Annotated in this window: 12 protein-coding genes; 6 read left to right on the forward strand and 6 right to left on the reverse strand. The window is 64.4% G+C overall.

The window, feature by feature from the left end; genetic code table 11:
* Window positions 1-17 precede the first annotated feature (17 nt).
* From V6765_RS00850 to V6765_RS00860, 3 genes are all read right to left on the reverse strand, one after another.
* Entirely contained in the window at window positions 18-1,010 is a 993-nt protein-coding gene (locus tag V6765_RS00850) for an ABC transporter permease (protein WP_448425674.1), read from the reverse strand.
* Window positions 1,000-2,529, reverse strand: coding sequence for a sugar ABC transporter ATP-binding protein (locus V6765_RS00855; protein WP_448425676.1), 1,530 nt, complete (start codon window positions 2,527-2,529; stop codon window positions 1,000-1,002). The genes V6765_RS00850 and V6765_RS00855 overlap by 11 nt, the downstream gene beginning before the upstream one ends.
* 113 nt (window positions 2,530-2,642) lie before the next feature.
* Window positions 2,643-3,587 carry a substrate-binding domain-containing protein gene (locus tag V6765_RS00860; protein WP_448425678.1) on the reverse strand — a complete coding sequence of 315 codons (945 nt, stop codon included), beginning with the start codon at window positions 3,585-3,587 and terminating at the stop codon, window positions 2,643-2,645.
* Window positions 3,588-4,001: 414 nt separating this feature from the next.
* On the opposite strand from V6765_RS00860, the gene V6765_RS00865 reads away from it, so the two are divergent.
* The 5 genes from V6765_RS00865 to V6765_RS00885 all read left to right on the forward strand — a co-directional run bounded on the left by V6765_RS00865 (window position 4,002) and on the right by V6765_RS00885 (window position 9,988).
* Window positions 4,002-4,700, forward strand: a complete 699-nt coding sequence (locus tag V6765_RS00865) for a GntR family transcriptional regulator (RefSeq protein ID WP_448426597.1) — start codon at window positions 4,002-4,004, stop codon at window positions 4,698-4,700.
* 42 nt (window positions 4,701-4,742) lie between these two features.
* Window positions 4,743-6,002 carry an NAD(P)/FAD-dependent oxidoreductase gene (locus V6765_RS00870; protein ID WP_448425680.1) on the forward strand — a complete coding sequence of 420 codons (1,260 nt, stop codon included), beginning with the start codon at window positions 4,743-4,745 and terminating at the stop codon, window positions 6,000-6,002.
* A gap of 168 nt (window positions 6,003-6,170) precedes the next feature.
* Window positions 6,171-7,304, forward strand: coding sequence for a M24 family metallopeptidase (locus tag V6765_RS00875; protein WP_448425682.1), 1,134 nt, complete (start codon window positions 6,171-6,173; stop codon window positions 7,302-7,304).
* 97 nt (window positions 7,305-7,401) lie between these two features.
* The gene (locus tag V6765_RS00880; RefSeq protein WP_448425684.1) at window positions 7,402-8,442 is read left to right on the forward strand and encodes an Ldh family oxidoreductase; all 1,041 of its coding nucleotides are present in this window, start codon (window positions 7,402-7,404) and stop codon (window positions 8,440-8,442) included.
* Window positions 8,443-8,464: 22 nt separating this feature from the next.
* On the forward strand, window positions 8,465-9,988 hold the full coding sequence (locus tag V6765_RS00885) for an aldehyde dehydrogenase (NADP(+)) (RefSeq protein WP_448425686.1): 1,524 nt from the start codon (window positions 8,465-8,467) through the stop codon (window positions 9,986-9,988).
* Between the two features lie 113 nt (window positions 9,989-10,101).
* Here the strand turns inward: V6765_RS00885 and V6765_RS00890 are convergent, their stop codons facing one another.
* The gene (locus V6765_RS00890; RefSeq protein ID WP_448425688.1) at window positions 10,102-11,301 is read right to left on the reverse strand and encodes an MFS transporter; all 1,200 of its coding nucleotides are present in this window, start codon (window positions 11,299-11,301) and stop codon (window positions 10,102-10,104) included.
* An 86-nt stretch (window positions 11,302-11,387) separates the two neighbouring features.
* On the opposite strand from V6765_RS00890, the gene V6765_RS00895 reads away from it, so the two are divergent.
* Window positions 11,388-12,377 carry an AraC family transcriptional regulator gene (locus V6765_RS00895; protein ID WP_448425689.1) on the forward strand — a complete coding sequence of 330 codons (990 nt, stop codon included), beginning with the start codon at window positions 11,388-11,390 and terminating at the stop codon, window positions 12,375-12,377.
* A gap of 70 nt (window positions 12,378-12,447) precedes the next feature.
* Here the strand turns inward: V6765_RS00895 and V6765_RS00900 are convergent, their stop codons facing one another.
* Window positions 12,448-13,548 (reverse strand): ABC transporter ATP-binding protein, encoded by a 1,101-nt coding sequence (locus V6765_RS00900; RefSeq protein ID WP_448425692.1) that lies wholly within the window; start codon window positions 13,546-13,548, stop codon window positions 12,448-12,450.
* Between the two features lie 9 nt (window positions 13,549-13,557).
* Window positions 13,558-15,501: a glycoside hydrolase family 127 protein gene (locus V6765_RS00905; protein WP_448425694.1), complete on the reverse strand. Its 1,944-nt coding sequence runs from the start codon at window positions 15,499-15,501 to the stop codon at window positions 13,558-13,560.
* Between the last annotated feature and the right edge of the window lie 5 nt (window positions 15,502-15,506).

Consider the following 15,506-nt stretch of genomic DNA (forward strand, 5'->3'; position numbering starts at 1 on the left):
AATTCCACTTTGTCAGTTCATGCGCCGTCGCGGCGAAGATAGCGGCGGGAGATCGCGTCAAACGAGATCGCGATTACCACGATGGCGCCGGACACGACACCCTGCCAATAGGGCGAGACGCCGAACAGCACGATGATGTTCTCGATGATGGCGATGATGCAGGCGCCGAAGATCGCGCCGAGCGGCGAGCCGACGCCGCCAGTGGTCGCCACCCCGCCAATGACCGCTGCTGCGATCGGCGCAAGCACCCAGGTCTGCCCGATCGAGGGCTGGGCGGTGCCAAGGCGGGCCACCATCAGAAGGCCGGCAAGCGCGGAGAGCATGCCGGCGAAGGTGAAGACCAGAATACGGATCCGGTCAACGCGAATGCCGAGCATGCGCGCCGCCGCCGCATTGTTGCCGATCGCGTACATGTAGCGGCCCATCGACGTCTTCATCGTCAGGAACAGCGCTGCGACCAGCACGACAAGCATGATGAGGAAGGGGACGGGAAGGCCGAAGACATCGCCCCGGCCAAGGAACTGGATGCCCTGCGGAATGCCGGTGATCGCGACGCCCTTGGTAAGCACGAGAATCGCGCCGCCGTAAATGCCGGCCGTACCGATCGTCAGAACCAGCGAATGCAGGCCGAGCGTCGTGACCAGGAAGCCGTTGAGGAAGCCGAGCGCCATGCCCAGCGCCAGCGCCAGAACCAGGGCCATGCCCCAGGGGAGGCCTGCCTGCACCATCAGCATGCCGGAGACCACGCCGCACAGACCGCCGATGGTCCCAAGCGAAAGGTCAAGCTCTCCCAGGATCATCAGCGATGACTGGGCGATCGTTACCAGCCCGACGAAGGCCAGACCGCGCGCGATCACCGACATGTTGTAGCCCGACAGGAAGTAGGGCGATATCAAAGCCGAAACGGCGAAGATGACGACAAGCGCCACGAAGACGCCGGCGAGCGGATTGCGGACCAGGATAGCAAGCGCCGACGGCGCGCGGGATTGAGTGGTCTTGTCAGTTGACATGGGAAGCCTCTGCCTCTTTCGGGGTCTGTGCCTCAGACCCGGCGCCGGTCGCGAAGATGGCGCCAACCAGTGTTTCGGTATCGGTGGCGGCGGCATCGAAATCGCCGGTGATGCGGCCGCCATGCATGGTGATGATCCGGCTTGCGCAGCGGCGCAGTTCCGTCATCTCCGATGAGATCAGGATGATGCCGACGCCGTCCTCGGCGAGCTCCTTCATGATCCGGTAGATCTCCGCCTTGGTGCGGATGTCGATGCCCTTTGTCGGCTCGTCGAAGATCAGGACGCGCGGCGTGGTGGCCATGGCCCGGCCGATGATCGCCTTTTGCTGGTTGCCGCCGGAAAGGTTTGAAATCCGCTGGCCGGGGCCAGACGCCTGAATGTCGTAATCGTCGATCACCTTGCGCACGAGCTTGCGTTCCTTGCCGAAATCAATGCCGGCCGCGCCCGAGGTGAGCGACAATACCGAAATCCCGATGTTTTCGCGCAGTGACAGCAGCGGGAATATCCCGTGATGCTTGCGCTCCTCGGAGAGGTAAAGCATGCCGGCATTGACCGAAGCCGCCGTGTCGTTAAGACGCCACTTGCGGCCTTCCACCTCGACCTTTCCGGACGAGGCCTTGCGAAAGCCGAAGATGGTCTGCATCAGCTCCGAACGGCCCGCGCCCACCAGTCCGGCAAAGCCGAGTATTTCGCCACGCTTGAGGCTGAAGCTGACGTCGCTGAACATGTGACCCGACAGGTTGTCGACGGTCATGATCGTGTCGGTGACGGGGCAGGCGGGCCGGAAGTGCTCGTCGATCGCCACCTCGCGGCCGGACATCGCCCGGATCAGCGCGGTCTCGTCGATATCGGCGATCCGGCCCGCATCTACCTTCCGGCCGTTGCGCAGAACGGTGTAGTCGTCGCCGATCTCGAAGACTTCCTCCATCTTGTGCGAGATGAAGACGATCGCGTGGTCGCTGTCGAGAAATCCGCGGATCACCTTGAAGATGCGCGCCACTTCGCGGGCCGTCAAAGCCGAGGTCGGCTCGTCCAGGATCAGGACCTTCATGTCCTTGTTGGTCGAGGCGCGGGCGATCTGCAGAAGCTGCTGGTCGGGCACCGAGATGTGGCGCACGAGATCGGACGGTCTTGCGTCGATGCCGAACCTGTCGAGATAGGTCTGCGCCTCCCTCTCCATCCGCCGCCGGTTCACGAACGGGCCGTGGCCGGTGCGATCGAAGGGCATGAACAGGTTTTCCGCCACGCTCACGTCTGCGAAAAGCGAGAGTTCCTGCGGCACATAGGCAATATTGCGAAAGAGTTCCGGGTGATTGACGGGATTCTTGCCATCGATTTCGATCGTGCCGGTCGTTGCCCGGTCCGAGCCGGTCAGGATCTTCACCAGCGTGGATTTTCCCGCGCCGTTTTCGCCGGCCAGAATGTGGGTCCGGCCCAGCTCGATATCGAGATCGACATCGTCAAGCGCGGTCACGCCGGGAAAAACCCGGCCAAGACCGCGTGCCTTGAGGTAGGTCATGTGTCCTCCTGAGCAGTTTTCCGATCAATCCACTAAACGGCATTGAAAGGAACGCGGGCCGCTAATGCGGCCCGGAGAAAGCGGCCGGCTGAAGGCCGGCCGCGGCAAACGGCTCAGCCGTCCACATTGTCCTTGGTCAGGAACGCGTTGCCGGTATCGAGATACTGCGGAACCGGCGCGCCGGTGGCCTGGGCCCAGAGCAGCATGACCGACCAGTAGCCCTGAAGCTCGGGCTGCGAGGCAGATGAGCTGTCGGCGACGCCCGAACGGATCATGTCGAGCATTTCCGGCAGGTTGTCGAGGCCGACGAGCGTGACCTGATCCTGCTTTCCGGCTTCGATGATCGCCTGGCCGATGCCGATCGGACCGGCGGCGTCGGAGGCAACCCAGCCCTTCAGGTTCGGATGGGCCTGCATGATGGCGGCGGCCTGCTGCTGCGCCGTCTCGATGCTGTCATTGTCGATGCCCTCGGCAACGACCTCGATGCCTTCATGCTCGGCGAAGACCTCGCGGTGGCATTCGGCGCGGATCGAATGGTTCGGCGCCGTCGGCACGCCCATCATGATCGCGACTTCGCCTTCGCCGCCGAGAACCTCGACCAGCCGCCGCGAGGCGATCTTGGCCTGTTCGCAGAAATCCGAGCCGATATAGGGGATCGCCATGCCTTCCGGCGGGATCGAGTCGAAGATGACCAGCGGAATGTCCTGGCCCTGGGCGGCTTCGAGCGAGCCGCGATTGCCCGAGGGGTCGAGCAGATCGATTGCAATGCCGTCGGGGCGCGTCGAGATCGCGCTTTCGACGATCTGGACCTGCTGGACGACGTCCGCCGTCTGCGGTGCTGAGTAAACGATCTCGATATCCGCGCCGGTCTGCGCCTTCAGCGCTTCGGCGGCCATCTGCGCGCCGTCATTGACCTTGTCGAACCACGGATGGACGACCTTCGGCACGATAAGAAAGCGGTAGCTGTCCTTCGTAGCGGTCCCGGCTGCGTCCTGCGCAGCAGCGGCCAGCGGCATGGCAATAACCAGTCCCGCCAGCAAAGCGGTGAGTTTCTTCATCGATTTTCCTCCCGATCGTGTTCGCCGCTCTTACGGGCGACCCTCCTGGCGGAGGGGCAAAACGCCCAACGGCCAATCACTGAATACATTTGTTAAAATGAAAATACAAGTGCATTCTTAGTCCGGCTGGATGTGATTGTGTCGCCGGTTGCCATCGGCGTGGTGCGCGTTGGCGCGCCCTTGTCAACTCGGAGGCCTGCAGGCAACACTGCCGCAAACCGCCGGTGACCTGCCTTTCAAAAAAGCGGAGCGTGATGTAACCAGCATTTTGAACACAAACTGTCGACAACTCCGGCGCGGCGACATATGCTCCAACTAGGTAGGTTGTTCAGCCGAAAGATTGGGTGACATAGGCTCCCAAAGAAGGGGCAGATCCGAATGGTAAAAGACGCACGGATGACGGTCGTGAAAACTATGACGAAGGCGAAAACGCGCGGGTCGGGAACCCAGAAGGTCTACGAGACGCTACGCCGGGAAATTCTGGCGATGGAACTGACGCCGGGCAGCCCGCTTGATGAGGTCCGGCTTTCGGAACGCTTCGGCATGTCGCGCACGCCGGTGCGCGAGGCGCTGCTCAGGCTCGCCAACGACACGCTGGTGACGACGCTGCCCAACCGCAACACCATCGTTTCCGCCATCAACTTCGCAGCCATGCCGCATTATTTCGAGGCGCTGACGCTGATGTACCGGATCAGCACAAGGGGGGCGGCCGCGCGTGGGCCGCATGACCGGGCGATTATGTCGAACATCCGCGGGCGACAGGATGAATTCGTCGCCGCCGTGGAAGCGCAGGACGCCTTTGCCATGATCGAGGCCAATCGCGAGTTTCACGTCGCGATCGCAGAGCTCGCCGGCAATGCCTACTACACCGGTTTCTTCTCCCGGCTGCTCGATGAGGGCCGTCGCATCCTCAGGCTCTACTATTCCACCTTCGAGGACCGGCTTCCGCGTCAATATGTAAACGAGCACGAGGATATCATCGCGGCGATCGAAGCCGGCGATGCCGACAGGGCCGATCAACTGGCGGTTGCCCATGCCGGGCAGATCGTGCGCCAGATCCAGGACTATCTGGCGCGGGAGGCCGAGCAGGCGCGCGCGCTGTCGCTGGGGTGAGCCCACGACCTGCGGCTGTAGCCCATACATCACGAGGACAAGATGAAAGACCAGACTGAAGCAGACGTTGTCGTGATCGGCGGCGGCATTATCGGCTGCATGGCCGCGCGCTATCTCATGGAGGCCGGACGCAGGGTCACGATCCTGGAGCGCAGCGCGATCGCGGCGGGAGCCAGCGCGGGCAATGCCGGCATTCTCGCCTTCCCCGAGATCGTGCCGATCCCCACGCCCGGAATCACCTGGAAGGCGCCCGGATGGCTGCTCGATCCGCTGGGGCCGCTCGCCATCCGCCCGGCCTATGCGGCAAGGCTCGCGCCCTGGCTCTGGCATTTCTGGCGGGCGAGCTCCCGGGTGAATTTCGAGCGTGGGCTCAAGGTCCAGGCCGCGATGATGCGGCTGGCGGTCGCCGAATATGAAACGGTGCGCAAGGACGCGCGCCTGACCCCCTTCATTGTCAATACCGGCACGCTCGACCTCTACGACAGTGAGAAGAGTTTTGCCGCCGCGGCACCCGACTGGGCGCGGAAGCGCGCAGCCGGCTTCGAGTTCCACCGCGTCGGCCGCGCCGAGATCGATGCGCTTCAGCCTGGTCTCGCGCCGCAGTTCGAGCATGCGATCTACAGTGAGGATGGGCTGCAGGTTTCCGATCCGGCCGGCTTCACCCGCGCGCTCGCCGAAAGCCTGCGGGAGGACGGCGTAACGATCACGATCGGTGAAGCCGCCGCCCTCGAACCGACCGAAGCGGGCGCGCGCATCCGCCTTGCCGATGGCGGCGTCCTTGAGGCGCGCACCGTCGTGGTAGCCTGCGGCGCGTGGTCGAAGCGGCTTGCGAAAAGCCTTGGTGAGGCGGTGCCGCTGGACACCGAGCGCGGCTACAACACCACCTTGCCGGCGACGGCCTTTCCGCTGCAGCGCCAGCTTTATTTCAACGATCACTCCTTTGTCGTGACGCCGCTCTCGGCTGGTATCCGCGTCGGCGGGGCGGTGGAGTTCGGCGGCCTCGACCTGCCGGCCAATTTCAAACGCGCCGAGGCGCTTCTCACGCTTGCCAAGCGGTTCCTGCCTGGTCTTGAGACCGAGGGCGGCGAGCGGTGGATGGGGTTCCGCCCCTCCATGCCCGACTGCCTGCCGGTTATCGACCGCTCGAAGGCCGCGCCGAACGTGCTCTACGCCTTCGGCCACGGGCATCTGGGATTGACCCAGTCGGCTGCCACGGGTCGGCTGATTGCCGAACTGGCCGGCCAGCAGAAACCATCCGTGAACCTCGAAAACCTGCGCTTCGACCGGTTCTCCGGTCGGTAGGGCCCGGGGTCGTTCCGGGGCCGGCGTCTGCCGGCGGCAGGTACGGTTTTCTTGATTGCAAAAGCCCGCCTATCGCACTGTCGACAAACTGGCGACAAATATGATAGGCGAACTTGATGTATGAAAAATCTCGGTCTTTGATCGAGTAAAGACGGAGAGACCGCTGCGATGACCAACCGCCCCGAACCGATCAGCGAAGACGAACGAAAGGGCCGGATTCAACGCTTGCGCGCGGCCATGCAGGGTACCGGCGCCGATGCCGTGCTGCTGGGCTCGACCACCAGTCTTACCTATTTCACCGGCCTCATCTGGCATCCAAGCGAACGCCTGGTCGGCGCGCTGGTCACCGCCGACAGTCTGATCTATATCGCGCCCGCGTTCGAAGTCTCGAAGATCGAGACGCTGGAGCGGCTCGACGGCGACATCGCCGCCTGGGACGAACATGATGACCCCGCAGCGCTGACGGCGAAGCTGCTCGGCCAGGGCCGGACGCTGGCGCTGGACGATGCGCTGCCGGTCGCCATCTATTCGGCGCTTGCCCGGCAGATCGCGCCGGAGCGGCTTGTTGATGGCGGGCCGATGATCTCTTCGCTCCGAGCGGTGAAATCGCCCGCCGAAATCGCGCTGATGCAGTATGCGATGGATGCGACGCTGGAGGTGCACAAGCGCGTTCACGCGCTGATCGAGCCGGGCATCCGCGCCTCAGAGGTCGTGCGCTTCATCGACGAGACCCACCGGGCGCTTTGCGGCTCGGGCAGCACCTTCGCGATTTGCTCCTTCGGCGCGGCGACATCGCTGCCGCATGGCGTCGATGGCGATCAGACCTATGCCGAGGGCGATATCATCCTGGTCGACACCGGCACGATTGTCGGCGGCTACCAGTCGGATATGACGCGCACCTATGTGAAGGCGGAGCCCTCGGCCGAGTTTTCGCGGATCTGGATGATCGAACGCGAGGCGCAGCAGGCCGTGTTTGACGCCGCGAAGCCGGGCGTTTCGGCTGAAACCGTCGACGATGCGGCGCGCCGCGCGATCGCCGCCCATGGCCTCGGCCCGGATTATCGCCTGCCCGGTCTGCCGCACAGGGCGGGCCACGGGCTCGGCATGGATATCCACGAAGCGCCGTTCATCGTGCGCGGCAACGCCACGCCACTGCTGCCCGGCATGTGCTTTTCCAACGAGCCGATGATCGTCGTGCCCGAAAAATTCGGCGTCCGGCTGGAGGACATCATCCATATGGGCGAGAACGGGCCGATCTGGTTTACCACGCCTGGCAAGGGCCCGACCGAGCCCTTCGCCTGAGCGCCGGGGTTCACATCGACTTCATCCATGGGGCAGATTGCTTCCGGCGCGCTTTCCGCCTGGTGCGCTTGCGAAACCACGCCTGAAGGGAGACGGCATGAGCGACGACTTCGAAACGATTGCGACCGATGAGGCGCGGGCACTGGGCGAGGGCCTGCTACTGGCGGCCGGCTATTCCGAAGACCATGCCCGCACGATCACCGATTGCGTCGTGCGCGCGCAGATGGACGAGTGCCATTCGCATGGGCTCTACCGGCTGATCAGCTGCCTGGAGCTGATCGAGCGCGGCAAGGTCGATCCCACAGCCACGCCGGTGGTCGAGGACCGCGCGCCGGCAATCGTCCGCGTCGATGCCCGCCGGGGCGTTTCGCTCGTGGCCTTCGAGGCCGGGCTTCCCGTTCTCGCCGAAAAGGCGCGGCATTGCGGGCTCGCGGCGCTTGCGATCAACAACTGCTTTCATTTTTCAGCCCTCTGGCCGGAAGTGGAAAAGATCGCCGATCAGGGCCTTGTCGCTATCGCCGTCACGGTCAGCCATGCCTGGGTCGCGCCCGCCGGCGGCAACAAGCCGGTATTCGGCACCAATCCGTTCTCTTTCGGCTGGCCCCGTCCGGGCAAACACCCCTTCGTTTTCGATTTCGCCACCTCGGCGATTGCGCGCGGCGATATCGAACTGCACCGGCGCACGAAAACGCCGCTGCCGGAAGGAACCGCGATCGATGCCGACGGCAAGCCCACGACCGATCCGGACAAAGCCGCTGAAGGCGCGATGCTCACCTTCGGCGGCCACAAGGGCTCGGCGCTTTCGGCGATGATCGAACTGCTCGCCGGTCCTCTGATCGGCGATCTGACCAGCGCCGAATCCATGGCGTTTGACGATGACGCCAAGGTCACGCCGTTTCACGGCGAACTGATCATCGCGCTCGAGCCGGCCTCCTTCATGGGGCAGGCGGCGCTCGACAATCTGAAGCGCGGCGAGACGCTGTTCGACGCGATCGAAGGGCAGGGCGCCCGCCTTCCCTCCGGGCGGCGCTATCGCGCGCGGGCCCGCAACGCCAAGGCCGGTGTTATGCCGGTGCGCACGAACGTGCTCGATGAATTGCGGACACGCGCCGCGGCTTCGACACCGAAATCGAACTGAAAACCAGACTGAGGATGCACCAATGAAGATCACCGGCGAATTGCTGATCGGCAACCAGACCCGCATGGGCGAAAACGGCACGCTGACGGCTGTTGAATCGGCCACGGGAAGGGCGCTTTCCGGCGCGTTCGGCGGCGCGAGCGCGGCCGATCTGGACGAGGCGGTTCGGCTCGCCTGGCAGGCTTTCTTCGCCTATCGCGAGACGGCGCTGGAAGACCGGGCGACGTTCCTTGAAAAGGCGGCAGCTAACATCCTCGCCATCGGCGACCCGTTGATCGAGCGCGCGATGGCCGAAAGCGGCCTGCCGCGTGCGCGCCTAGAGGGCGAGCGAATGCGCACGGTCAACCAGTTGCGTCTGTTTGCCGGCGTCGTGCGCGAAGGCGCGTTTCAGGACCTGCGTTTCGATCCCGCCGATGCCGCACGCACGCCGCCGAAACCCGATCTCCGGCTGCGCAAGGTCGGCCTCGGCCCGGTTGCCGTTTTCGGCGCATCGAATTTCCCGCTGGCGTTTTCCGTGGCCGGCGGCGATACCGCCTCTGCGCTGGCGGCCGGTTGCCCGGTCGTGGTCAAGGCCCATCCGGCCCATCCCGGGACCTCGGAACTGGTCGCCCGCGCGGTGCAGCAGGCGGTGATCGACTGCGGTATGCCGGCAGGCACGTTCTCGATGCTGCATGACACCGGCTATGAAATCGGCGGCGCGCTGGTGGCCCATCCGCTGATCCGCGCCGTCGGCTTCACCGGCTCGCGCCGGGGCGGTCTGGCGCTGGTCGATATCGCCGCAAAGCGCGACCTGCCGATCCCGGTCTATGCCGAAATGAGCGCGATCAACCCGGTCCTCCTGTTCCCCGAAGCGCTGAAGGCGCGCGGCGACAAGATCGGCGCGGCGTTTGTGGCATCGCTGACGCTCGGCGCTGGCCAATTCTGCACCAATCCGGGGCTGATCCTTGCCGTCGAAGGCGAGGGCCTCGAGGCCTTCAAGGCAAGCGCTGTTGAGGCGCTGCAGGCGGTGCCAGCGCAGACCATGCTGACTGCCGGCATCTGCAAGGCCTATCGCGACGGTGTTGCGAAACTGGTCGGCCACAGCGATGTGACGCAGCTTGCCGAAGGGCAGGAGGGCGACGATATTCACGGCCAGGCCGCCCTTTTCGAGACAACGGCCGCCTCGTTCCTGAAGGACAAGAGCCTGCATGACGAAGTCTTCGGCGGTGCTGGCCTGATCGTCAAATGCCGCGATCTAGCGGAGCTCGAAACCGTGGTCGATGGCCTTGAAGGCCAGTTGACGGTGGCGCTTCACATCGGCGAAGGCGACCATCCGGCGGCTGCAAAACTGATGCCGAAGCTGGAAATGCTGGCCGGCCGCCTGCTCGTCAACGGGTTTGGCACCGGCGTCGAGGTTTCGCCTGCCATGGTCCATGGCGGTCCCTATCCGGCGACATCGGACGTGCGCTCGACCTCGGTCGGCACGCTCGCGATCGACCGCTTCCTGCGCCCTGTCTCCTATCAGGACATGCCGGCGGATCTGCTGCCCGACGCCTTGTGCGGGTAACGGCTGCCGGACCCTTCGAAAACCTGGCCGTGCTGCTACGGCCAACGGTGATCGACAGCGCAAAAAAAAGCCCGGCCGAAACCGGGCTTTTTCGACTCTCGGCATATCGACGCTCAGGCCGTGGCGGCTGCCGATGCGCGGATGCGCACGCCGAACATCACCGTGGTGGCGGAGAGTAGCAGCAGGACGCCGCTTGCGAACACCGTTCCGGTTCCGCCCGCCGCGTCGAAGACGATACCGCCGAGGCCGGCTCCGAGCGCGATCGCGAGCTGGATGGTGGCGACGAACAGGCCGCCGGCGCTCTCGGCCTCGTCCGACACGGTGCGCGCGATCCAGCTTGACCAGGCCACCGGAACGCCGCCGAAGATCATGCCCCACAGCACGACCGAGACGGTATCGCTCAGCGGATTTCCGCCGAAGGCGACCATGACCATAGCGAGCGTCCCCATCGAAAGCGGCACGAGCACCAGGGTCAGGCGAAGGCTTAGCTGGGCCATGCGGCCGGCAAGGATGGTGCCGAAGAAATTGGCGATGCCGAACCCGAGCAGGATGATGGCGATCGCCTCGATCGAGAACCCGCCGCGGGTTTCCAGATAGGCCCTGAGATAGGTGAAGAACACGAAGTGACCGGCGAAGACCAGGAGGACCGCCATCATGCCGATGCCGATGCCGGGGCGCAGCAGCACTTCGCCAAGCGTTCGCAACCGGGCCATGCCGGCAGGCCGCATGCTGGGCAGGTTGCGCCACTGGGCGACAAGCGAAATCGCGCCGAGAAGCGATGCCAGCAGGAAAACGCCGCGCCACCCGATGACCTCGCCGAGATAGCTGCCGACCGGCGCGGCGAAAACCGTCGCGGCGGAGACGCCGCTCATCAGGATGGAGAGCGCCCGCGGCACCCGACCCGGCGGAACGAGGCGCATGGTGACCGCGGTTGACATCGCCCAAAAGCCGCCAAGCGCGATCCCCAGCAGGACCCGGCCCGCCAGAAGCATATAGACGCCCTCAGCAAAGGCGACCATCAGGTTGGAGACGACCAGCAGGACGGAGAAGATCATCATCATGTGGCGCCGGTCGGTGCCGCGCGCGGCGGCCGAGATCAGCAGGCTCGCGGCAAAGCCGAACATGGCCGTCATCGTCACCGCCTGGCCGGCCGCGCCTTCGGAGATGCCGAGATCGGCGGCAATCGGCGTCAGCAGGCTCGCCGGCAGGAATTCGGCGGTGACAAGGCCGAAGACGCCCAGCGTCATCGCCGCCACGGCGCCCCACGCGGGCGCGCCGTCGGCGCCAGCCTTTTCGTTCATAACAGGGTTCATTGCGATATCCTTCGCGATGGGAGGTGGAGGAGGATCGGCTGAAGTTAGGCTGGACAGTCCGGACTTTCTATGCCAGTAAATCCGATATGCTTGATCATCCGTCCGGAACATCACCGAATGCGCTCGATGCCGATCTCGTCAGCGAACTTTTGCTCGGCATGCGGCTTGTCGGCATCGACTATCGCCGCATCGAGCTTGCCGAACCGTTCTCCTATTCCTTCGGCGCTCAGGACGACCTGCGCGCGAAATTCATCTTCGTCGCGCGCGGCCGGACCGCGCTCATCGCGCCCGGCGGCGAGGTCCATGTCATGGGCGCGGGTGACGCGGCTTTGTTGCCGCATGGCGGATTGCACCGGCTGTCGTCATCGCCCGACAATCCCGCGCCGTGCGCCGACCTGACGGCCCTGCCGTCCTCCCCGATCTGCCCGAGCGTCAAGGAGATCAGGACCTGCGAGGCAACGCCGCCGGAAGAGCGGGTCGTGCTGTTTTCCGCCTGCATGGATTTCGACCTCGGCAGCATGCACCCGCTGGTGGCGATGATGCCGGAGGTGATGCGCGTCGGCACGCTGACCGATCGCTACCCGGAAATCCTGCCGATGCTGGAGGCGATGGCCCGGGAGGCAAGGGATGGCCGCGCCGGCTATGCCGGCATTCTCGCCCGGCTTGCGGATGTGGTCGCTGCCTGCATCGTCCGGGCATGGGTCGAATGCGGCTGCGGCGATGCCACCGGGTGGATCGCCGCGCTGCGCGATCCCCGCTTGGGACGCGTGCTTTTGGCGCTCCACCGGGATCCCGGCCGCAACTGGTCCGTGGCCGAACTGGCGCGTGAGATGGGCGTTTCGCGCTCGGTCTTCGCCGAGCGCTTCCTCGATGTCACCGGCGTGACGCCGGTGCGTTATCTCACCGAAATGCGCATGCGCCTTGCCGCCGACTGGATAAGCCGCGAGGGCGTGCCGATCGAAACCGCCGCCCATCGCCTGGGTTACGGCTCGCAGGCCGCGTTTAGCCGCGCCTTCAAGCGCATCACAGGCCATCCGCCAAGCCGCATCGCCGCCAGCATGACCGCGCAGATGTAGACGGTTGCTCGTCCTAAGGACGCGCCTGCAGCGCTGCGGTTTATCAGTGATTTGCGCAGCCCTGCCGGCGTTAGTGAATGGCAAGCGCCTGTTCGGTTTCGAGATCGAAGAGGTGCATGCGGTTCAGGTCGAAGGAGAGCGGCACGGTGGTGCCGGCGCGCAGGCTTTCCTCGGACTCGACGCTGGCGCAGATCTCCTGACCGGCGATGCTGAAATAGGCCATGGTGGTGGCGCCGAGCGGTTCGACCAAATCGATTGCGGCATCGAAAGGCACGAAGCCACTGCGTTCCTGCCGAAGCGTGATCGCCTCGGGCCGGATGCCGAAGGTGGCTCCGCGGCCGGCATGGGAGCGAAACCCGGCGGCCCTGGCCTCGGGTATCGCCATGCGATTGCTGTCCTCGAACACCACGAAAAGCGTGCCGTCCGCCTCTTCGAGCCTCACCGGCAGGAAGTTCATCGACGGCGAGCCGATGAAGCCGGCCACGAACTTGCTCACCGGCCGCGAATAGAGTTCCTGCGGCGCGCCCATCTGTTCGACGAGTCCCTGATTCATAACGACAACACGATCGGCCATGGTCATGGCCTCCACCTGATCGTGGGTGACATAGACGGTCGTCGTCGGCAGCAATTGGTGCAGCCGCTTGATTTCCGTGCGCATGCTGACGCGAAGCTTGGCGTCGAGGTTCGACAAGGGCTCGTCGAACAGGAAGACTTTCGGATCGCGCACGATGGCCCGGCCCATGGCCACGCGCTGGCGCTGGCCGCCGGAAAGTTCGCCGGGGCGGCGTTCCAGCAGTTCCGAAATCCGCAAGGTGTTGGTTGCCTCGGTGATGCGTTTTTCGATCTCCGCCTTCGGCAGGCGCTGCTGTTCGAGGCAGAAGGCGATGTTCTCGCGCACGCTCATATGCGGGTAGAGCGCGTAGTTCTGGAACACCATCGCGATATCGCGCTTGCCCGGCGGCAGGCGGTTGACGACATCGTCGCCGATAAGGATTTCGCCGCCGGAAATGTGCTCCAAGCCGGCGATCATCCTCAGTGTCGTCGATTTCCCGCAGCCGGAGGGGCCGACGAACACGACGAACTCCTTGTCCTCGATATCGAGATTGATGCCCCGGACGGCCTCGTAGATGCCGTAGGACTTGACCACATTCTTCAGTGTCAGCCGTGCCATGTCCGTCTCCTATTTTTCCGCCAGCCAGACCTGCATGGCGCCCGCTGCCCGATTGGCCCAGAGGTGATAGGGAATGGCGCGGAACGGCTTTGGCATGAGGGCAGGGGGCGCGGTGCGGTAAAGTCCGCCCTCAAAGCCGTCCGTTGCCGCCTCGAAGCCTTCGCCCTCCAGCACCACAGCGCCGCCGAGGAGATCGGGGTCATAGCGCGGCTCGAGCCGGGCATCGGGCGCAAGGCGCAGGCGCTGCGGCTCGGTGCCGATATCGGCTTCCTCGACGCAATAGACCACCGGGCCGCGACGCAGCGCCACCCGCCCGGCATCCTCGCCGACGGCCGGATGGGCATAGAGCCGCTCCACCGGCATGTCGAAGCTCAAGCGCAGTTCGTCGCCATCCTTGAAAATGCCGCTGATCTCGGCATAGCCTTTCACCGGAGCGAGCGGAATATCGCGGCCACCGAGCTTCGCCCGCGCGTTCCGGCACCAGCCGGGAATGCGCAGTTTCAGCGTGAGTTCGGTCGGCTGGAACAGGCCGAGCGCGATGCGGATATCGCCATCCCAGGGATAGGCCGTGTCCTGCCTGAGCCGAACGAAGGTGCCGTCGAGATCGAATTCGGCGACATTGGCGCCATAGAGGTGCACCGCGATTTCATTACCTTTGGTGGTGTAGAAATACTTTCCGAGCGAGGTGATGAAGCGGGCGATATTGGTCGGGCAGCAGGGGCAGTAGTGCCATTTCCAACGCCGATTCTGGCCGTGGCTCTCCAATACGTTCTCATAGAAATAATGCTCGCCGTCGCGGGCAATGCCGGACAGCGCGCCGTTAAACAGAACGGTTTCCAGCTGATCGGTATATTTGCCGTCGAGGTCGATCTCGGCCATGCGCGAACACCAGAAGCCGAGCGCAACCGCCGCGCAGGTCTCGGCGTAGGCGGTCTCGTTCGGCAGGTCGAAGGCGCGGGTGAAGCCTTCGTTTGCGCCCGATGGACCGAGCCCGCCGGTGACATAGAGCTGGCGGCCGGTGAGGTCGGCAAACAGCCGGTCGGCGGCGTCCTTCAGGCTCGGATCGTCGTTTTCAAACGCGAGATCTGTCATCGCCGAGAGCAGATACATGGCGCGAACCGCATGGCCGACGACCTCGTTCTGCTCGCGCACGGGCTTGTGGGCCTGGCTGTAGGCATAGGTCTCGAATACGTAGTCGGCCGGGTCCTCGCCGCGGCGGCGGGCTTCTTCATCGAAATAAGAGGGCATCTGTCCGCGCTCATTGACGAAGAATGTCGCGAGCTTCAGGTGGCGCGGATCGCCGGTCACTCGATAGAGCTTGACCAGCGCCAGCTCGATTTCCTCATGCGCGTCATAGCCGCGAAGCTTGCCGGGCTCGGTGCCGAAGGTTTCGATGATGTGGTCGACGGCGCGGATCATCACGTCGAGAAAGCGGCGCTTGCCGGTCGCCTCGAAATAGGCGACGGCCCCTTCAAGGAGGTGGCCCATCGAATACATCTCGTGGAGATCGCGCAGGTTGGTCCAGCGCTTTTCCGGCTCGCGGCGGATGAACCAGCTGTTTAGATAGCCGTCTTCCATCTGACCGTGTTCGAGCTTTTCGACGATGGCGTCGATCTTCGCCTCGATATCGGGGTTCGGATGGTTCTTCAGCGTGTAGCTTGCCGCCTCGATCCACTTGCCGAAATCGGAATCGAAGAAATGCTGCATCGAAAGGCCGCTCGGCTGGATCGGCCGGGCCAGCGGGCCGGGCGGGCTGTCGAAATCCAGAACCTCGAGAAAGCCCTCTTCTTCCAGCCGCTTGTGCTGGGTGGGAATGGTGACGTCGCGGACGGTTTCCTGCCAGCTCTTCCAGAAACCGCCATCAAAGGCGACCCGGGTGTGATCGACAGGCACATAACGTTCAAAACCGTGCGCAGACGCGGGAACCGCCTTTTCCGATGCGGACGATGACATGGAAA

The organism is Martelella sp. FOR1707 (assembly GCF_053484265.1).